The organism is Massilia varians (assembly GCF_027923905.1).
GTDB lineage: Bacteria > Pseudomonadota > Gammaproteobacteria > Burkholderiales > Burkholderiaceae_D > Telluria > Telluria varians_B.
Genome location: NZ_AP026966.1, coordinates 5557504 through 5575375, shown reverse-complemented (window position 1 = coordinate 5575375; position 17872 = coordinate 5557504). Strand labels below are relative to the sequence as shown.

General features: G+C 66.4%; 20 protein-coding genes. 9 read left to right on the top strand and 11 right to left on the bottom strand.

The features are described 5' to 3' along the window. The first annotated feature begins 368 nt into the window (after nt 1–368). From rpmH to mnmE, 5 genes are all read left to right on the top strand, one after another. Nucleotides 369–503 (top strand): 50S ribosomal protein L34, encoded by a 135-nt coding sequence (gene rpmH / locus MasN3_RS25150; RefSeq protein ID WP_040378179.1) that lies wholly within the window; start codon nt 369–371, stop codon nt 501–503. A gap of 32 nt (nt 504–535) precedes the next feature. Beyond that, nucleotides 536–934: a ribonuclease P protein component gene (gene rnpA / locus MasN3_RS25145; protein ID WP_281911185.1), complete on the top strand. Its 399-nt coding sequence runs from the start codon at nt 536–538 to the stop codon at nt 932–934. Beyond that, entirely contained in the window at nt 931–1200 is a 270-nt protein-coding gene (gene yidD / locus MasN3_RS25140; protein ID WP_281911183.1) for a membrane protein insertion efficiency factor YidD, read from the top strand. Before rnpA ends, yidD begins: the two co-directional genes overlap by 4 nt. Nucleotides 1201–1210: 10 nt before the next feature. Further along, a complete protein-coding gene (yidC, locus tag MasN3_RS25135) occupies nt 1211–2872 on the top strand; it encodes a membrane protein insertase YidC (RefSeq protein ID WP_281911181.1) in 1662 nt (553 codons plus the stop codon). 67 nt (nt 2873–2939) lie between these two features. After that, entirely contained in the window at nt 2940–4316 is a 1377-nt protein-coding gene (gene mnmE / locus MasN3_RS25130) for a tRNA uridine-5-carboxymethylaminomethyl(34) synthesis GTPase MnmE (RefSeq protein ID WP_281911179.1), read from the top strand. 54 nt (nt 4317–4370) lie between these two features. Here the strand turns inward: mnmE and MasN3_RS25125 are convergent, their stop codons facing one another. After that, the gene (locus MasN3_RS25125; RefSeq protein WP_281911176.1) at nt 4371–7571 is read right to left on the bottom strand and encodes a S8 family serine peptidase; all 3201 of its coding nucleotides are present in this window, start codon (nt 7569–7571) and stop codon (nt 4371–4373) included. 46 nt (nt 7572–7617) lie between these two features. Further along, a complete protein-coding gene (locus MasN3_RS25120) occupies nt 7618–8352 on the bottom strand; it encodes an NF038120 family PEP-CTERM protein (protein ID WP_281911174.1) in 735 nt (244 codons plus the stop codon). On the opposite strand from MasN3_RS25120, the gene MasN3_RS25115 reads away from it, so the two are divergent. The 3 genes from MasN3_RS25115 to MasN3_RS25105 all read left to right on the top strand — a co-directional run bounded on the left by MasN3_RS25115 (nt 8351) and on the right by MasN3_RS25105 (nt 9801). Then, complete coding sequence (locus MasN3_RS25115; protein WP_281911173.1) at nt 8351–8587, top strand: hypothetical protein; 237 nt, start codon at nt 8351–8353, stop codon at nt 8585–8587. The genes MasN3_RS25120 and MasN3_RS25115 overlap by 2 nt on opposite strands. A gap of 184 nt (nt 8588–8771) precedes the next feature. Then, nucleotides 8772–9299: a DUF1439 domain-containing protein gene (locus MasN3_RS25110; RefSeq protein WP_281911172.1), complete on the top strand. Its 528-nt coding sequence runs from the start codon at nt 8772–8774 to the stop codon at nt 9297–9299. A gap of 286 nt (nt 9300–9585) precedes the next feature. Beyond that, entirely contained in the window at nt 9586–9801 is a 216-nt protein-coding gene (locus MasN3_RS25105) for a hypothetical protein (RefSeq protein ID WP_281911170.1), read from the top strand. A gap of 15 nt (nt 9802–9816) precedes the next feature. Here MasN3_RS25105 and MasN3_RS25100 read toward each other — a convergent pair whose 3' ends face one another. Together MasN3_RS25100 and MasN3_RS25095 are read right to left on the bottom strand one after the other, a co-directional pair. Next, nucleotides 9817–10371, bottom strand: coding sequence for an Hpt domain-containing protein (locus MasN3_RS25100; protein WP_281911169.1), 555 nt, complete (start codon nt 10369–10371; stop codon nt 9817–9819). 23 nt (nt 10372–10394) lie between these two features. After that, nucleotides 10395–11363 carry a CAP domain-containing protein gene (locus MasN3_RS25095; RefSeq protein WP_281911168.1) on the bottom strand — a complete coding sequence of 323 codons (969 nt, stop codon included), beginning with the start codon at nt 11361–11363 and terminating at the stop codon, nt 10395–10397. 142 nt (nt 11364–11505) lie between these two features. Here MasN3_RS25095 and pssA point away from each other — a divergent pair, with 142 nt between their 5' ends. Next, nucleotides 11506–12291: a CDP-diacylglycerol--serine O-phosphatidyltransferase gene (gene pssA / locus MasN3_RS25090; protein WP_370662322.1), complete on the top strand. Its 786-nt coding sequence runs from the start codon at nt 11506–11508 to the stop codon at nt 12289–12291. Nucleotides 12292–12405: 114 nt separating this feature from the next. On the opposite strand, the gene MasN3_RS25085 is transcribed toward pssA, so the two are convergent. The 7 genes from MasN3_RS25085 to MasN3_RS25055 all read right to left on the bottom strand — a co-directional run bounded on the left by MasN3_RS25085 (nt 12406) and on the right by MasN3_RS25055 (nt 17871). After that, the gene (locus MasN3_RS25085) at nt 12406–12717 is read right to left on the bottom strand and encodes a metal-sensitive transcriptional regulator (RefSeq protein WP_027867059.1); all 312 of its coding nucleotides are present in this window, start codon (nt 12715–12717) and stop codon (nt 12406–12408) included. 17 nt (nt 12718–12734) lie between these two features. Continuing rightward, the gene (locus MasN3_RS25080; RefSeq protein WP_281911164.1) at nt 12735–13661 is read right to left on the bottom strand and encodes an aldo/keto reductase; all 927 of its coding nucleotides are present in this window, start codon (nt 13659–13661) and stop codon (nt 12735–12737) included. Between the two features lie 107 nt (nt 13662–13768). Beyond that, nucleotides 13769–14914: a D-alanyl-D-alanine carboxypeptidase family protein gene (locus tag MasN3_RS25075; protein ID WP_027867057.1), complete on the bottom strand. Its 1146-nt coding sequence runs from the start codon at nt 14912–14914 to the stop codon at nt 13769–13771. 101 nt (nt 14915–15015) lie between these two features. Further along, nucleotides 15016–15648, bottom strand: coding sequence for an alpha/beta hydrolase (locus tag MasN3_RS25070; RefSeq protein WP_281911163.1), 633 nt, complete (start codon nt 15646–15648; stop codon nt 15016–15018). A 25-nt stretch (nt 15649–15673) separates the two neighbouring features. Beyond that, nucleotides 15674–16006, bottom strand: coding sequence for a (2Fe-2S) ferredoxin domain-containing protein (locus MasN3_RS25065; protein WP_027867055.1), 333 nt, complete (start codon nt 16004–16006; stop codon nt 15674–15676). 48 nt (nt 16007–16054) lie between these two features. Then, nucleotides 16055–17236 carry a VanZ family protein gene (locus tag MasN3_RS25060; RefSeq protein WP_281911159.1) on the bottom strand — a complete coding sequence of 394 codons (1182 nt, stop codon included), beginning with the start codon at nt 17234–17236 and terminating at the stop codon, nt 16055–16057. After that, nucleotides 17233–17871 carry an ABC-type transport auxiliary lipoprotein family protein gene (locus MasN3_RS25055; RefSeq protein ID WP_307730392.1) on the bottom strand — a complete coding sequence of 213 codons (639 nt, stop codon included), beginning with the start codon at nt 17869–17871 and terminating at the stop codon, nt 17233–17235. Before MasN3_RS25055 ends, MasN3_RS25060 begins: the two co-directional genes overlap by 4 nt. Nucleotide 17872 lies beyond the last annotated feature (1 nt).

The following is a 17872-nucleotide window of genomic DNA, read 5'->3' as shown; positions in this document are numbered from 1 at the left end:
ACTTCGCTAATTGATACGTAACACGCTATTTTACCTGTCTCGGCCGAAGTTATCCACAGGTTGGGCCCACTATTTTCAACCGGAGCCGCGCTTTTGGCGGCAGTACCGGGGCGACGGCAGGGACGGGGCCCGGCTCATCCGGAAACAACAGCTTCCTTGACAGCTGGACTGGAAATCATGTCTAATTCAGGGTTCCCCGTCCGTGCGCCATGTCAAGCTGATAATTCAGCAGGCGGCAGCCCGGGCGAAAACGAGTATCTGCTGTGGCGTGACGCTGGCTTAACCATCTGCGAACTGTCATTGGCGGCGAATCCTGACACGACGTCAGACCCGATTTTGCACTTTCTTTTGCTTTAAGCGAGACCACCATGAAACGTACTTACCAACCTTCCGTCGTCCGTCGCAAGCGCACGCACGGCTTCCGCGCACGTATGGCTACCCGTGGTGGCCGTCAAGTCCTGAACGCACGCCGCGCCAAGGGCCGCAAGCGCCTGGCTGTCTAAGTTTTTCTTAGACCAGATCGACGCGGTCGGTGATGACAGGCGAAGGTTCGCACGACTTCGCGCGCGTTCGGCGTATCGTTAAAACGGATGAGTTTTCATCCGTTTTTCGTTTGCGCCCGGCGCAAAAATCCGCGCATTTCGTGCTTTATACCCGACCCAACAGCCTGCCGCATGCGCGGCTGGGCGTCGTTGCGGCCAAGCGTTTCGCGCCGCGCGCCGTCACGCGCAACACGATCAAGCGCATCACGCGCGAGCTGTTCCGTACCAGCCAGCTGCAGCCTTTCGACTGCATCGTGCGCCTGTCGCGGCCAGTCAACGGCAAGGACGGGCCGGCGACCACGCGCGCCCTGAAGGCCGAGCTGCGCGCCGAGCTCACCCGCCTGTTCGCCTCCCAGCGCCCGCGCCGTCCGGCGCCCTCGCCGACATCATGAAGACGCTGCTGGTCTGGTTCCTTCGCGGCTACCAGCTGCTGCTGTCCCCGCTGCTCGGGCAGAAGTGCCGTTTTTACCCGACCTGCTCCAATTACGCGATCGAAGCACTGCGCGTGCACGGCGCCGCCCGCGGCTCGCTGCTGGCCGCGCGCCGCGTGTGCCGCTGCCATCCGTGGAATCCGGGCGGCGTCGATTTCGTCCCGCCGGCGCGCGAGGCCAGCGACCAGCAACCTCCACCAGCCGCTCGCGGTTGTAACCACTCCTGACTAGACTCCAATGGAACTCAATAAACGTACCGTCCTGTGGATCGTGTTCGCCATCTCCCTGATTGTTCTCTGGAACAACTGGATGGTGGCCAACGGTAAACAGTCGCTGTTCTCGCCGGCGCCGCCAGCCGCGCAGGTGGCGCAGCAGCACACCAAGCCGAGTGACGTGCCCACCGCCGCCCAGCCGGGCGCGGCCGCCGTGCCGGGCGCACCGGCCGCACCCGGCGCCGCACCTGCCGCTGCGGCGACCCAGCGCGTCACCATCACCACCGACGTGGTGAAGGCCGACATCGACACCCTCGGCGGCGTCATCAAACGCCTCGAGCTGCTGAAGTTCCCCGATCACTTCGACAAGACCAAGAACCAGGTTCTGTTCGACGTGGGCGGCCCCAACACCTACCTCGGCCAGACCGGCCTGGTCGGCACCACCCCGGCCGGCGTCATGCCGAACCATGCGACCCCGTTCGTGGCCCGTCCGCTCACGCGCGGCGCCGACGGCACCGTGCAGCTGGTGATGGACGCGGAGCAGGGCGGCGTGCGCCTGACCAAGACCTTCACCTTCCGCAAGGGCGACTACGTCATCGGCATCCGCCACGACGTCACCAACCTGACCGAAGCGCCGATCCAGCCCTCGCTGTACCTGCAGCTGCAGCACGACGGCAACAAGCCGGCCAACGATTCCTGGTTCATGTCGAGCTTCACCGGCCCGACCCTGTACACCGCCGACGACAAGTACCAGAAGCTGAGCTTCGAAAACATCGAGAAGGGCAAGGCCGAACATTCGACCAAGGCCGACAACGGCTGGATCGCGATTTCGCAGCACTTCTTCGTGTCGGCCTTCATTCCGACCGACAAGGCGCCGCGCGACATCTTCACCAAGAAGATCGCGACCAACCTGTATGCGATCGGCGTGGTGCAGCCGCTGGGCACCGTGGCGCCGGGCGCGACCGTGTCGAACGAGGCCCGCCTGTACTCGGGTCCGCAGGACGAGAAGACCCTGGAAACCATCACCCCTGGCCTGGAACTGGTCAAGGACTACGGCATGCTGACCATCATCGCCAAGCCGATCTTCTGGGTGATGGACCACCTGCACTCGCTGCTGGGTAACTGGGGCTGGACCATCGTCGCGCTGACCGTGCTGATCAAGCTGGCCTTCTTCCCGCTGTCGGCGGCCGGCTACCGCAGCATGGCGAAGATGCGCGTGGTGACGCCGAAGATGCAGGCGATCCGCGAGCGCTACAAGAACGACCCGCAGAAGATGCAGCAGGCCACCATGGAGCTGTACAAGACCGAGAAGATCAACCCGCTGGGCGGCTGCCTGCCGATCCTGGTGCAGATGCCGGTCTTCTTCGCCCTGTACTGGGTGCTGCAGTCCTCGGTCGAGATGCGCGGCGCGCCGTGGATCGGCTGGATCACCGACCTGACCCAGCCCGACCCGTACTTCATCCTGCCGATCGTGTACGCGGTGTCGATGTACATCACCACCAAGCTGAACCCGCAGCCGACCGATCCGGTGCAGGCGAAGATGATGCTGTTCATGCCGCTGGCCTTCTCGGTGGTGTTCTTCTTCTTCCCGTCGGGACTGGTGCTGTACTGGGTGGTCAACAACATCCTGTCGATCGCCCAGCAGTGGGTGATCACCAAGAAGTTCGAGACCGGCGCGGCGAAGTAATCGCTCCCGGTTCTCTCCGAAAGCCCGCGCCTGTCGCGGGCTTTTTACTTTCCCGTACAATCCCCCCATGAAACTCGACACCTCCCCCATCGCCGCCATCGCCACCGCTCCGGGGCGCGGCGGCATCGGCGTCGTGCGCGCCTCCGGCAAGTCGCTGCAGGCGCTGATCGACGCCCTGTTCCCCGGCGTGAAGCTCACCCCGCGCCACGCCACCTACATTCCGTTCAAGGCCGCCAACGGCGACGTCATCGACGAGGGGCTGGCCCTGTACTTCAAGGGTCCGCACTCCTACACCGGCGAAGACGTGCTCGAACTGCAGGGCCACGGCGGCCCGGTCGTGCTGCAGATGCTGCTCGCGCGCGTGCTCGAAGCCGGCGCCGGACACGGCCTGCGCCTGGCCGAGCCGGGCGAATTTACCCGCCGCGCCTTCCTGAACGACAAGCTCGACCTGGCCCAGGCCGAAGCGGTGGCCGACCTGATCGACGCTTCCACCGAAGCCGCGGCGAAGTCCGCCTCGCAGTCGCTGTCCGGCGCGTTTTCCCAGGTGGTGCATCACTTGGTCGACCAGACCATCAATTTGCGCATGCTGGTCGAGGCCACGCTGGACTTCCCGGAAGAAGAGATCGACTTTCTCGAAAAATCGAACGCGCGCGGCCAGCTGGCCGGCATCATCGAGGCGCTGGAGAACGTGTTCCGCCAGGCGGCGCAAGGCGCATTGCTGCGCGAAGGCCTGAACGTGGTGCTGGTGGGCCAGCCGAACGTCGGCAAGTCCTCGCTGCTGAACGCCCTGGCCGGTGCCGACGTCGCGATCGTCACCCCGATCGCCGGCACCACGCGCGACAAGGTCACCGAGACCATCCAGATCGAAGGCATCCCGCTCAACATCATCGACACCGCCGGCATCCGCACCCTCGACGACATCGACGTCGTGGAGCGCATCGGCATCGAGCGCACCTGGGGCGAAGTGGGCAAGGCGGACGTGATCCTGCACCTGCTGGACGCCAACCTGGGGCCGAGCGCGGAGGACGAGAAGATCGTGGCCGCCTTCCCGCAGGGCGTGCCGGTGGTGCGCATCTGGAACAAGATCGACCTGTCCGGCCACAAGCCCTCGATGGACGTGTCGCCCGATGCCACCCACCTCTACCTGTCGGCGCACGAGAAGCTGGGCATCGACCTGCTGCGCGCGGAACTGCTGCGCATCGCCGGCTGGCAGCAGACCGGCGAATCGCTGTACCTGGCGCGCGAACGCCACCTGATCGCGCTGCGCGCCGCGCGCGAGCACCTCGAGCTGGCGCGCCAGCACGCGCTGCAGGACGACCAGTCGCTCGACCTGTTCGCCGAGGAGCTGCGCCTGGCGCAGGACCAGCTGTCCAGCATCACCGGGCAGTTCACGCCGGACGATCTGCTGGGGGTGATCTTCAGCCGTTTCTGCATCGGCAAATAAAAAAGGCGCTGCGGCCTGAGCCGCAGCGCCTTTTTTCTACCTGGCGGACCGCGATCAGTTGGCGACCACGGAGACCGCTTTCTGGGTTTCCGATGCCGGCAGCGGATCGGTGGCGTCGACTTCCACCAGGGTCATGCCGCGCACCGTGGTGCCCTGCAGGTAGCGGATCGCGCCCAGGTAGTTCTTGCCCGCTTCCAGGTCCGACCAGCTGGTGTTCACGGTGCCGGTGCCGCCGGTGTAGACGATGGCCGGACCCGATGCCTTGAAGTTGCCGCCGGTATCGGAGGTGGACACCACCCACGAATTCAGCACGTAGGTCGCGCTGCCGTTGCGCGGGGTGTAGCCCACCACGCACACCCGGTAGGTGCCGGCCGCCGGCGAATTCAGGGTCACCGTCTCGTTCGAGCTGACCGTGCCGCTGCTGCCGACCACGGTATTGGCGCTGTTCAGCACGATCAGGTCGAGGTCGTCGATGCCGCCGGCCTGGTAGCCGCTGGTGTCGACGTCACGGGTGCTGAAGCGCGCCACCAGGGTGTTGGCCGGCACGGTGACGCTGGTGGCCTTCACGCCGGCGCTGTTGCCTGCCACGCATTCGGCGAGGCCGCCGTCGGCCTTGTTGGCCTGGCCGACGGTCTGCGAGCTGCGCAGTGCCGGCTTGAGGCCGCCCTTCTGGACCGTCAGCGGGCCGGTGTAGCCGGTGCCGATGGTGATCGACTGGGCGCCGTTGGTGGCTTCGCTGCTGATCGCGCCGCGTGCCGCCAGCGCGCTGGCACGTGCGGTCAGCGGGCTGCGCACGACGTGCTTGCCGTCGCTCCAGGTCAGCGAACCGTAGGTCCAGACGCCGACCGGCGCGGTCTTGTTGGTCAGGGTGACCGAGAAGCTGGCCTTGGCGCCCGGCGCCAGCGTCAGCATGGACGGCGAGACCACGACATCGTAGCCGTCCAGCGTGGAGCTGGCGGTGTAGGTCGCGGTCGCATCGCCGACGTTGGTCACGGTGCGGGTCAGGGTCAGCTTGCCCAGCACGTCCGACGCGGTCAGCGACGCCAGGTTCAGGTTGTAGGGCTGGATCGAGCCGAAGTTGACGCAGTTGGCGCTGTTGGCGGCCTGCTTGCCGATGCCGCACAGGTAGCGGATCCAGTCGATCGCATTGCTGTCGTACACCAGGCCCGGGTCGGCGGCCAGGTTCGGCGCGGTGTGGCCGGCGCCCTGGGACCATGGCAGCAGGCCGTTGCTCAGGCCGGCCACGCCATCGTTCTGGGTGCTGTAGGCGGTGGTCATCAGGGCCGACTTGATCGCCGCCGGCGACCAGGTCGGGTGCAGGTGGCGCAGCAGCGCGGCCATGCCGGCCACGTGCGGGCTCGACATCGAGGTGCCCTGCAGCGACTGCCACATCAGGCCGCCCGGGGTGACGTTGTTGGCGATCTCGTCGCGCAGCGCCTGGTTGCCGCCCGCGGCGACGGCGGCCAGGATGTCGACGCCCGGCGCGGTCAGGTCGGGCTTGAGGACGTTCGGATCGCCCTTGTTCGGTCCGCGCGAGGAGAAGCTTGCCATGCGCGGCGCCGGGGTCGGGCCGGCCATTGTCACCGAGGTGGTGATCGATGCGGCGGCGCCCGGACGGGTGGCGAGCCAGCTGCGGATCGCGTTGCCGTCGGCCAGCGTCACGTGGGTGGTCGGCAGCACGTGCGGGTCGGCCACCAGGCTGGCGGCGGTATCGGTCAGGATCATGCCGGCGCCGCCGACTTCCTTCACCGCGACACCCTTGTCGACACGGGCGTTGTTGCCGCGTGCGCAGATCACGATCTTGCCCGCCGCGACCGATGCGTCGAGGGCGGCGGCCGGGGTCGCGAGGCCGAAGGCCGGGTTGGCGCGGTCGGCCGCGGTGTAGCACAGGCGGCGCGCCAGCTTGTCGGCGGCGCTCAGTTGGGCGTACGGCGTGATGCCGGCGTCTTCCGCCAGGATCATCGGCGTGTTCGGCAGCGCGGTCGAATTGTACGACTGGCCCTGGTAGGTGGCGCCGCCGGCCAGGGTGACCGAGTTGACGCTGATGCGGTTGTGGGTCGAGGCGGCGACCGTGGTTGCCCACGGGCTGAGGTGGGCCACGGCGTTGCCCGGGCCCGAGTTGCCGGCCGAGGTGGCCACGAACACGCCCGCGCTGGCGGCGTTGAAGAAGGCCACTTCGACCGGGTCCATGACGTCGGTCTGCGAGCCGCTGATCGAGAAGTTGATCACGTCGACACCGTCCGCGACCGCCTGATTGATGGCGGCCACCGAGTCCGAGCCGTAGCAGCCGTTGCGGGTGCCGCTTCCGTCGGGGTTGGTCGAATCCAGGTAGGTCCAGCAGACCTTGTAGGCGGCCACGCGCGCTTTCGGGGCGATGCCCGAGAAGTCGCCCATGCTGCTGCCGTTGGCCACGCGGGTCGGCACCATGGCGTTGCCGCCGGCGGTCGACGAGGTGTGGGTGCCGTGGCCGCCCCTGTTGGCCAGGTCCGGGCCGTTCATCGAGTCGCGCGGCGACACGAAATCGCTGTAGTGGGTGGTCTTGCGCTGCGACTTGTAGGTGGTGTCGAAATAGCGCGCGCCGATCAGCTTGTTGTTGCAGTTGTTGGCGGTGAAGCCTTCGCCGGTCTGGCAGATGCCTTTCCAGTCGGCCGGCACGGAAGCATAAGCCAGCGTGCCGGACACGTCGAAGGTCGGACGGCCATCGGCGTCGACGCGGTCGGCATAGGCCAGGTTCTCGGGCCAGATGCCGCCGTCGACCACGCCGATGATCACGTTCTCGCCGGCGGCGCCCTTGCCGCCCAGCTTGTCCCACAGGCCGGTGCCCGGCTGGGTCAGGCCGAGGAAGACCGGGGTGTAGTTGGTTTCGAGATGGCGCTCTTCGTCCACCGAGATGTGGGCGACGGCGCTGTTCTTCTTCAGGTCGCGCACTTCGCTGTCGGTCAGCATGGCGGCGAAGCCGTTGAAGGCGACCGAGTAGGTGTGCAGGATCTCGGCGTTGGCGACGGTGGCCTGCACGCTCGCCTGCTTCTGCTCGAGGTAGCTGATGTAGTTCTGGACGTCGGCGGCGTTGACGTTGAGCTTGCCATTGACCGGCTTGGTGGCAGGCAGGCCGGCGATGCCGCCCTCATAGGAGGCAGCCGGCTTGTCGGCCAGTTGCACGATGTAGGGGCGGCGCACTTCCTGCGCCTGTGCCGCGGAGAGGGAGAGGCTGGCGGCCAGCGCCAGCACGGCCAGGGAGACTGGACGGAGTTTCATGTGTTCGGATCCTTGTGGGATGAATGCGGGGCGGAGTCGTGGCTGCTTACTTGGCGCGGCGGCGTGCGGTCAGCGCCATGCCGAGGGCGCCCAGCATCAGCAGGGACGGCAGCCCCGGTTCCGGTACGTCGACGATCAGGTTGTCGATCGCGAACTGCGCCAGGTTCTCGGCGGGCGCATCGATCGAGTTGATGCAGGCGCCGCCGATGTCATACACGCAGGCGCTGAGGGTCAGGCTGCTCAGGAAGGCGCTCGAGAAGCTCGTGTCCAGCGTCCAGCTCTTGAACATGAAGTCGCCGCCGGCATTCTGGCCGGCGAAATCCATGGCGGTCGTGATGCTGCCGCCGTTGGCCAGATAGCCGGTCAGGCGCAGCTGGCCCCAGATGCCGTCATCGAGGTCGGGCAACGGCGCCAGGAAGCCGAAATCGAGACCGGAAATACGGAACTGCGGCAGTTCGGTGTTGACGACCGTGACCGCGCCATCGTTCAGCCCGACATAGAAATTGCTGCTGTTGCCAGCCGGGCAGGGCGTGTCGCCGCAGCCCTGGCCGCCGTTGTAGACACCCCCGGCCGCGCCGCTGAAACCGAAGAACTGGGCGACGGGGCCATCCTCGGCCATGAAGCGGTAGCCGCGCGAAACGATCGACTGGTTGCCGTCGAGGGCGACCAGTTGCAGGTCTTCGAAATCAATCGTACGGGCGAGTGCGGCAGGGCTGGAAATGGCGGCGCCCAGCAGGGCGGTGGCAATGGTCGTCTTCAGAAAAGTACGGTTCCGTTTCATGTCGTTTCCCATCAGGTTTATACGAGCAGAGGCGCTGGCGCTCTACGCTATTATTTTTCCTCTCGGATATTTCCGAGTTGTAAATAAATATAGCAACGGAAATAACTTATGTAAAAATAATTTCAACAAAGAAAAATTGGCGATATGTATGGACGTGCAAATTTTATTTGCATTTCCCTATGAAGATGAGAAAACGCAACATGCAATAAAAAATGAAAAATTTTCTGCGCGCTGAAGGCGGGCATGGCGCTCTTGCCACAGTCGGGCATGATTTTTCGCATGCGGGGTGACGGAGCGGCACCGTTGTGCCGTCAGGCCATCTCCGGCGCTGCCGTGTTAGCCTGCGGGAATCCGCATTCCGAAAGCGTCCTATGTCACCTGAAACTTCTCTGCGCCGCAGGCGTGCATGCCGCTTGGCCTTGCTGGGGTTTGCCGGGCTGCTGGCCGGTTGCGCCAGCCTGTCCGGCCCGCGCACGGTCGAGATCCCCCTGCACAAGCTGCAGGCCGGCCTGGAGCGCCGTTTCCCGCTCAACCATCCCCTGATGGGCTTGTTCGACGTCCGCCTGCAGCGCCCGCAGCTGGCGATCCAGCCCGAACTCGACCGGGTGGCGCTGGCGCTCGAAGCCTCGGTCTCGCCGCCGTTCGCGCGCGACACCTGGAGCGGCAGCCTGGCCTTCTCGGGCCGGCTCTACGTCGATCCCGGCCGCCCCGCCGTGATGATGGCCGAACCGCGCGTCGACCGCGTGAGCATCGGCGCCAATCCCGAGGCCGAGCGCCAGATCGCGCGCATTGCCAGCTCCCTCATCGATACCGTCGTGCGCGACACGCCGGTCTACACCTTCGCGCCGCAAGACCTGCGCTATGCGGGCGTCCAGTTCGTCCCCACCAGGATCGAAACCACACGCACTGGTCTGCTGGTCACGCTGGAACCCGCAAACCGGCGTTAAAGTCGCATTTCCGCCACGCACACCTTACGTGCGTACAAAAAATTAGCAATACGCTATTATTTTTGCGCGCACAGGCGCACGTCCTTGGAGAGGTGTTGTTGGTTAGCCGAATCGGCACGCGAGGATTGCAGAGCCAGTCCATTCGGCGCACACTGGGACGGATAGAATGGCACTGAACTGCCGTGGCGCGACTCCGCCGCGGTCCGCGCTTGAGGTTTCTCATGGGCACGATGTTCTGCTGAAGTAATCTTGGTTGGACTTCAGTCTGTCGTGTAGGGGGTGGATCTTGGAAACGACACAGGAAAGTTTTCCGGACAGTGGGCTGGCCGCCGAGCCAGCCTTGGCCGCGGTCGCCGTCGCTCCCCCGGGGATGCCGTCACGCGCGAGCCTGCCGGCGAAAGGCTCGTGCTGGTATTGCGAGAAACCGCTCGACAGCGTGCGCCGTTTCTGCGGCAAGAGCTGCGCCGCTTCCTTCGACGAGGAAGCGGAGTTCACACGCTAGGCGCTTGCGGCGTCCTTACCGGGCGTCCAGCACCGACAGCGCGCGTTCGTAATCGAAGGCCGCCACCGCCGACTCCAGTTGCGCCATGCGCGCCGCACCGAGGCGTGCGCGCAGCGCGGCGCGCCGTTCCGCCATCAGATCCTGGGCGCCGCTGTCGCCCAGATCGAGCAGGCTGCGCAGGTTTGCCAGATCCGTTTCCGATAGCGGCGCCTCGCCTGCATCCGACATGCCGGCGTCCGGCGCCAGCAGCAGCGCCACTTCCCCGATCACCCGCGCCAGTTCCGCGTCCAGCCGGTCGAGCAGGGGCGTATCGGCCGGCGCGCCCGCGCGCAGCAGCCCTTCGGCTTCCAGCGCCAGCGCACGCAGGCCGCGCGCCTCGACCATCGCGGCCGCGCCTTTGAGCGTGTGGGCGATGCGGAGCGCCAGCATGGCGTCGCCGCCGGCCAGCGCGGCGCGCAGGCGCGCGGCGGTGCCGGCGTAGTCGGAATGAAAGCGCCTGAGGACGCGCAGGTACATCGCCTCGTCGCCCATCATCCGGTCGAGGCCGGCGGCGCGGTCGAGCGCCCGCATGGACGCCGGGGCGGGGGGCAGGCTCACCGGGTAGTAAACGACCAGTCGCGGTTCACTGGGCTGCCGTTCACGGTGCCGGAGAAGCTGACGTCGTAGGTGGTGGCCGATGCCAGCCGCGCCAGCGGAATGATCGCGATGGCGGTGCGCTGCGCGGCGGTGCTTGATGAGTTCACCACCAGCACCTGCAGGTTGGCGCCGCCGCGCGGGCGCACGGTAAAGGTCTGCATGGTCAACGGGGCGTCGATGTTCGCGTGCACGCTGATCGGGTAGCCCACCTCGTTGCGGTCCGGGACCGGATCGGGTTCTTCGGTGTCGCTCATGAAGTTCGGCACCACGCCGGTCTGGCCATTGAACGGCCAGGTGACGACCGCGTTGGCGGCGATGCCGGGACCGAAGCCGCCGCGGGTCGCGAAGTCGGCGGTGAAGTAGTTATAGCGCGAGGAGGTCGCGGCGCCGGTGCCGATCTCGCGGAACTTCGGTTCGAACATCACGAAGCGGTGATAGATCGCCGTGACCAGCTCTTCGGCCATGAAGAAACCGGTGCCGTTGCTGGCGCCGGAGATCACTTCGCCATAGGCGTAGCCGCTGGCCGGAATGGTATAGCCGGCCGCGTTCAGGCGGTCCTTCAGGGTGGCGCCGGTGAAGCCCGGGTTGCCCGGGGCCTGGTCGTGGCTCATCACGTTGTTGGTGCGCAGGTATTCGGAGTGGCCCAGCGCCGCATTGTTGATCAACACGTTCTCGGTCACGACCGGCACGCCCAGCTGGGTGCGGCGGTAGTTGATCCAGTTGCGGCCATCGACGGCAATGCTGCCGGTCGCCGCGGGAGCAGCGGCATCGGGCGCGATGACAGGAGGGGTATTGGCCGGCGGGGAGAACGCGACCGGGGGCGTCGCGGCGGCCCCGCTGTCGCCGCCGCCGCCGCCGCACGCGGCCAAGGCCGAAACAGCCGCCAGTCCGGCGATGACGGAACGCCAGCGAGGCATATAGCTCATGTTGCAACTCCTGTCAATACTGTAGAACGACCTCACATTCTAGAGCAAAAAAGAGGCAGGTGACGCCTGTGCTGTTGCGCGAGGGCCGGCTTATTTCACTCCCCTGTAGAATATGGCATCGATCTCATTGCCGAGTCATCAATTGTCGACCAAGCCCACCAGCCGGCAGCGCCTCGCGCGCGCCAAGTTCGCCCTGCCCAGTTTCGTGACCCTGCTGTCGATCGCCTGCGGCTTCGGCAGCATCGTGATCTCGGTGGACAATGCGCATATTGGCGCGCCAAGCGACTACCGCCTGGCGGCGATCCTGCTGGTGCTGGCCGGCGTGTTCGACGCCCTCGACGGTTTTGTCGCGCGCCTCACCAAGACCCAGTCCAGCTTCGGCGTGCAGCTCGATTCGATCGCCGACGTGATGAACTTCGGCTGCGCCCCCGGCCTCCTGCTGTATTGCTACGGGTTTGCCCAGATGGGGGCCGCGCACCCGACCCTGGTGCGCATGGGCGGCCTGGCCTGCTTCGTGTTCGTCACCTGCGGCGCGCTGCGCCTGGCGCGCTTCAACGTCATGGTCGGCCGCACCGATCCGCGCTACTTCGTCGGCATGCCGATCACCGCCGGTGCGGCCTGCGTGGCCTCGGTGGTGGTGGCCTGGCCCGATCCCGCCACCACCATGGCGCAGTGCTTCGCCATCATCGCGCTGATGCTCGCAGTCGGCACGCTGATGGTGTCGACGATCCGCTTCCCGAGCTCGAAGCATCCGCGCGGCAAGGTGATGCTGGCGCTGCTGGCGGCGTGCGCCGTGCTGCTGGCCGTCCTGCAGACCCGCTTCTTCGTGCTGTTCTTCCTGCTGTACGTGTCCGCGACCCTGCTGCTGAACATCGCCTGGCGCATGGGGTGGACCGGGGTCGCCCCGCCCAAAGTCTACGAAGATTGACGTAGGGTGGGCGGGTCTCCCGCCCACGCGTTCAAGCAGCCGCAAGATCATTCGGAAGCGGCGTTCACCAGCTAACTATCACCGCGTGGGCGGCAAAGCCGCCCACCCTACGGGTCAAGCAAACTTGTCGAGCATCGCCGCCAGGTGGGCGGCGCGTGCCTGCGCTTCGTCGAGGTCGGCCGCATTGCCGGCCTGGGTCTGGATCGACCCCGCCAGCAGCTGCACGAAGGAGCGGTCGAGCGCCTTGCGCGCCGCCGCCATCTGCTGGGCCACGGCGTCCACGTCCGACGGCTCCGCGGCCAGCGCGATCAGCTTCTGCACGCCGCGCAGCTGGCCCTCGATGCGCGCCAGCCGGTTCAGCAGGTCCTTCTTCTGCTGCGCGGTGAGGGCGCTGCCCTCCACGATTTTCAGCGGACTCTCGGCCATCGTCGCCTGCCTTCGGCCTATGCCACTTCGTGCCCGCGCGCCGCGCGCAGGATGCGGAACCAGTCGCCGCGTTCGAGCCGGAAGGCGGTACCCGCCACCGCTTCGCGGATCGCCTCGAGGCGCCCGGTGCCGGTCAGCGGGATCGGGCGGCTCGGCAGCTGCATGATCCAGGCGAACAGCACGCTGGCGAACGGCTTTTCCATGCGCTCGGCGATTTCCTGGATGACCGAGCGGGCTTCAAGCGCGCGCGCATCGTTTGACGTGAACAGGCGCCCGCCGCCCAGCGGCGACCAGACCATCGGCGCGATGCCCAGGTCCTGCAGGCCGTCGAAGGTCTCGTCGAACATCGGCGCGACGCACATCGGCGAGAACTCGACCTGGTTGGTGGCCAGCGGCACGCGGCGGTTCAGGCACTCGAACTGGTGGCGCGTGAAGTTAGACACGCCCACGTGGCGCACCTTGCCGGCCTGCTGCAGGCGGGTGAAGGCCTCGGCGACCTCGTCGAAGTCCATCAGCGGGTCGGGACGGTGGATCAGCAGCAGGTCGAGGTGGCTCGTGCCCAGCCGGCGCAGCGATTCTTCGGCGGAAGCGATGATGTGGCTTGCCGTGGTGTCGTAGTGCTGGATGCCGTGCTGCGGGCGTTGTTCGGAAACCAGCTTGATGCCGCACTTGCTCACCAGTTCGATGCGGTCGCGCAGCGACGGCTGGGCGCGCAGGGCTTCGCCGAACGTGCTTTCGACACCATAGTCGCCGTAGATGTCGGCGTGGTCGAAGGAGGTCACGCCCAGTTCGATGCACTGCTCGATGAAGGCCACGCGCTGCTGGACCGACATGCCCCAGTCGTTCATGCGCCACATGCCGGCCACGATGCGGGACAGTGCGAGCCCGCCCTCACGGGTGGCGATGCGCGGGCAGTGCAGGTCGGCGGGCAGCGGGTGGGTCATCGTGCGCTTTCGTGTGAACAGGATGGCACGATTATAGCGGTGCGGCACAACAAAAAGCCCGCCCGGCTTGCGCACGGACGGGCTGTTCGGATCGGCTCAGGCGCGGATCACTGCATCCACAGGCGCAGCGAGTCCCAGGCGCGGCCGAAGATGCTGGCTTCCTGCACCTCGTCCAGCGCCACCACCGGCAGCGCGATCAGCGGCTTGCCGTCGACCATCATCTTGAGGGTGCCGACCTGCGAATTGCGCGCCAGCGGGGCGACCAGCGGGTCCTTGCGCTCCAGGACCGGTTTCATCTTGCCGGCCACGCCCTTCGGCACGGTCACCAGGACGTCGCGGGTGAAGCCGAGCTTCACGTTCGATTCCGAACCTTTCCATACCGGCACGGTCGACACTGCTTGGCCCTTCGAGTACAGCTTGACGGTGTCGAAGTTCTGGAAGCCCCAGTTCAGCAGCTTCTGGCTTTCCTGGGTGCGCACCGAATCCGAGGCGGTGCCCAGCACCACCGAGATCAGGCGGCGCTGGCCGGCGTTGCCGTTCGGGCGGCGCGCCGAGGCGATCATGCTGTAGCCCGAGGAGTCGGTGTGGCCGGTTTTCATGCCGTCCACGGTCGGGTCCAGCCACAGCAGGCGGTTGCGGTTCTGCTGGGTGATCTTGTTGTAGGTGAACTGCTTGATCGAGTCGATCTTGTAAAACTCGGGGAAGTCGCGGATCACGCTGGCCGCCATGATCGACAGGTCGCGCGCGGTCGAGTAGTTGTTCGCGTCCGGCAGGCCGTGCGGGTTGCCCCAGCGCGTGTTCTTCATGCCCAGGCGCTCGGCTTCGCGGTTCATCAGGGAGACGAAGGTGCCTTCATCGCCGGCCACGGCTTCGGCCAGGGCCACCGCGGCGTCGTTACCCGACTGGATCATCAGGCCGTGCAGCAGGTCGTTGACCGACACCGGGACCTTCGGGTCGATGAACATCTTCGAGCTGCTGGGGTCCACTTTCCAGGCGCGGACCGAGACGTTCACCATCGTATCCAGGGTCAGGCGCTTGTCGCGCAGCGCGGCGAAGGTCACGTAGGCCGTCATGACCTTGGTGAGGGAAGCCGGCTCGATGCGGGCGTCGGGGTCTTGCGCTGCGATGACCTGGCCACTCGTCGCGTCGAGCAGCAGCCACGATTTGGCTGCGACGGTCGGCGCAGGCACGGTCTGTGCGCTGGCCGAGGCCATCAGCAGGCTGGCGGCCACGGCCGCTAACAGTTTTTTCATGGGAGTGTTCGCTGTAAAAAAATGCTAATGCAGAAGTGCGCGAGGCAAGACCCGAGAGTATTGCCTCGAAAGAAGGGACTAATTATTGCACAGCGACAGCGTCAAATGTCACGTTGGCGCCACATTTCAACGACAAGATTTTTAATGTGGCCAAGCTTGCGGTGGAAAAAGTGATCGGCGCCGGGGATCACGGTCACCGGGATGTCGAGCGGACGCGCCCAGTCGAATACTTCCTGCAGCGTGATCGTGTCGTCAAGTTCGCCGTGGATCAGGATGGTGTCCGCCGGAACCGGCGGCATCGGCCACTTGCCGGCGGCGGTGCCGACCAGCACCAGGCGCTCGGCCGCGCGGCCTTCAAGCGTCAGGCGCTGCTGGAACTGGGCCTGCACGAAGGTGCCGAAGGAGAAACCGGACAGGGCCACCGGCAGGCCCGGGTACTGTTCGGTCATGTGCTTGTACATGACGTCCATGTCGTCCACCTCGCCGCGGCCGTCGTCGTGCACGCCCTCCGACTCGCCCACGCCGCGGAAGTTGAAGCGCGCGGTGGCGTAGCCGAGGGTGACGAAGGTGCGCGCCAGCGTCTGGGCCACCTTGTTTTCCATGGTGCCGCCGTACAGCGGGTGCGGGTGCGCCACCAGGGCGACGCCGCGCGGCTGGCCTTCCGGCAGGTCGAGGATGCATTGCATCTTGCCGGCGTGGCCGTCGAGGGTAAACTTGTGCGAATACTTGTTCATTAATCCAAAGCGCTTGCAGGGGTGATCAGATTTTCAGGCGTTCGACGACCTTGCCGCCCACCAGGTGGGTGTCGATGATGTCGTCGATGTCCGCGTTGTCCACGTAGGTGTACCAGGTGCCTTCCGGGTAGACCACGAGCACCGGGCCTTCCTCGCAGCGGTCGAGGCAGCCGGACTGGTTGACGCGCACCTTGCCCTGGCCGTTCAGGCCGAGTTCCTTGATGCGCTTCTTGGCGTGCTTCTGCGCTTTCTCGGCGCCGCACTTGCCGCAGCTCTGGCGGGCATCCTTGCCATCGCGCTCGTTCATGCAGAAGAAGACGTGGTGCTTGTAGAAGGGTGCGTCGTTGGTGTCGCTCATGTCGCTCTCGTCATAGATGGTCGCCAGCCGCCATGATACGGCAAATGCTCACGCCCCTCCGTCCGCCGCGCCGAGACGCGGCTCCGGACGGTTGAGCTGGTGCGAGGGCAGCAGCAGGAACCACAGCGCCAGGAAGGGCCACATCAGGGACAGGAACTGGGCCGCGCCGTTAAAGTTCAGGAACTTCCCCTGCACCCAGCCCTGCAGCGTGGAGACGAAGTAGGGGTTGACCGGCACCGTATTGACCACGACGAGGCTCAGCACCAGCGTCACCACCGCCAGCCGGCGCTGCGCCACCTGCGGCGCGAACACCAGGCCGGTAAGCATGATGATGCCGATGATGAAGCCGCCTTCCGCCCCCGGCGTCACCCAGACGAACGCGTTGTCGGGCCGGAACAGCAGCGAGCTCGCCAGCGCCTTCACCAGGAGGGCCGAGGCCAGGAACAGCACCATCAGCAGGAAGCGCGGCGCGCTGCGGCGCACCAGGCACATGAGCGTCAGCACGGCGCCGGTCATGCCGCAGGCCGTGATGATGGTCTCCGACAGCCAGTACTGCTCCACCGTCATGGCTTCGCCCGGGCGCAGCATGTTGACCAGGTCGATGTCGGTATCGAACCAGCGCGACAGCCATTCCGATACGATGGGCAGCACCTGGCCGTGGCCGAACAGGTAGCTTTGCGGGTAGATCTGCGCCAGCGGCCACAGGGCCACCAGCACCAGCCCCTGGCTGGCGTAGGGCGCGAACCAGCGGCGCCGCAGCTGGAACAGGCGGCTGCGGTCGAGCAGGCCGGGCGCCCACCAGGCGCCAAGCAGCGCGCCGGCCAGGCAGCCGCCGGCATTGGTGATCAGGTCGAGGTTGGACGGCACGCGGCTGGGCAGGAAGTTCTGCACCGTCTCCATCGTGAGCGTCACCAGGCAGCCGGCGAGCGCCGCCAGCAGCACCGCCCAGACGCCGCGCACGCGCGGGTAGACCGACAGCACCAGCAGCACGCCGAGCGGCATGTAGCCGACGATGTTGACGCCGACGTCGAAGCCGGTCCAGTAGCGCGGCATGACCGTATTGAGGAAGGTGAACACTGGCACGCCGCTGTTGCGCCAGCCCGCGAACGGGTACCAGCTGGCGTAGACGATCAGCAGCAGGTAGGCCAGCAGCGCCGCGCGCGCGATCGGCGAGCCACGGCCTTCGCGCGGACGTTCGCGCTGCTCGACGGCGACGGTGGATTCAGTCATCGTTTCCGGGTGTCGACCGTCGCCAGCCAGGCCAGGATGTCGCTTGCTACGGCGTCGGTGCTGGCCGCGAGGGCGCGCGCGCCGCCCGGGGCGTCGGCGCTCGGGGCCGGCGTGGTGCGGCTGAAGCTGCGCTGGTCGAGCAGGCGGTGGTCGCTGAACAGCGAGGCGCGCAGGGTGATCTGGCCTTCGCTCTGGTTCACCCCGGAAAACGCGTGGACGAAGTCGTCGACTTCCACGCGCAGCAGCGGCACGCCGGTGGAGGCGTCGGTGGCCGACAGGACTTTCATGCCGGACTGCGCCAGGCGCGCCTTGACGCGCTGGGTGAGCATCTGCAATGGTTCGTTGGCCCAGCGGCTGTGCGCATAGGTACGGGCCTGCAGGGCGTCGGCGTAGACCAGGCGGTAGAACATGCGCTCGTTCTCGAGGGCCGAGGGGCCGGTGAAGTCCATCACGACCAGCGCGGGGACGTTGGCAGCCGCGGAGGCCGGCGCCGTCGCCTGCAGGGGCGCCACGGGACCGAAGTCGTAGGTCATGGTTTCCTGGGTCTTGTTGCTGGCGCAGCCCGCGAGCAAGAGGCTCGAGGCGGCCAGGGCAAGCAGGGAGCGGATCGGAGAACGAAGCGAATAAGCGGTCACG

Bases quoted from the DNA above. Each gene is read 5' to 3' on its own strand.
- rpmH (WP_040378179.1), top strand. From the start codon at position 369: ATGAAACGTACTTACCAACCTTCCGTCGTCCGTCGCAAGCGCACGCAC.
- rnpA (WP_281911185.1), top strand. From the start codon at position 536: ATGACAGGCGAAGGTTCGCACGACTTCGCGCGCGTTCGGCGTATCGTT.
- yidD (WP_281911183.1), top strand. From the start codon at position 931: ATGAAGACGCTGCTGGTCTGGTTCCTTCGCGGCTACCAGCTGCTGCTG.
- yidC (WP_281911181.1), top strand. From the start codon at position 1,211: ATGGAACTCAATAAACGTACCGTCCTGTGGATCGTGTTCGCCATCTCC.
- mnmE (WP_281911179.1), top strand. From the start codon at position 2,940: ATGAAACTCGACACCTCCCCCATCGCCGCCATCGCCACCGCTCCGGGG.
- MasN3_RS25125 (WP_281911176.1), bottom strand. From the start codon at position 7,571: ATGAAACTCCGTCCAGTCTCCCTGGCCGTGCTGGCGCTGGCCGCCAGC.
- MasN3_RS25115 (WP_281911173.1), top strand. From the start codon at position 8,351: ATGTCGTTTCCCATCAGGTTTATACGAGCAGAGGCGCTGGCGCTCTAC.
- MasN3_RS25120 (WP_281911174.1), bottom strand. From the start codon at position 8,352: ATGAAACGGAACCGTACTTTTCTGAAGACGACCATTGCCACCGCCCTG.
- MasN3_RS25100 (WP_281911169.1), bottom strand. From the start codon at position 10,371: ATGCGGGCGCTCGACCGCGCCGCCGGCCTCGACCGGATGATGGGCGAC.
- MasN3_RS25095 (WP_281911168.1), bottom strand. From the start codon at position 11,363: ATGAGCTATATGCCTCGCTGGCGTTCCGTCATCGCCGGACTGGCGGCT.
- MasN3_RS25085 (WP_027867059.1), bottom strand. From the start codon at position 12,717: ATGGCCGAGAGTCCGCTGAAAATCGTGGAGGGCAGCGCCCTCACCGCG.
- MasN3_RS25080 (WP_281911164.1), bottom strand. From the start codon at position 13,661: ATGACCCACCCGCTGCCCGCCGACCTGCACTGCCCGCGCATCGCCACC.
- MasN3_RS25075 (WP_027867057.1), bottom strand. From the start codon at position 14,914: ATGAAAAAACTGTTAGCGGCCGTGGCCGCCAGCCTGCTGATGGCCTCG.
- MasN3_RS25070 (WP_281911163.1), bottom strand. From the start codon at position 15,648: ATGAACAAGTATTCGCACAAGTTTACCCTCGACGGCCACGCCGGCAAG.
- MasN3_RS25065 (WP_027867055.1), bottom strand. From the start codon at position 16,006: ATGAGCGACACCAACGACGCACCCTTCTACAAGCACCACGTCTTCTTC.
- MasN3_RS25060 (WP_281911159.1), bottom strand. From the start codon at position 17,236: ATGACTGAATCCACCGTCGCCGTCGAGCAGCGCGAACGTCCGCGCGAA.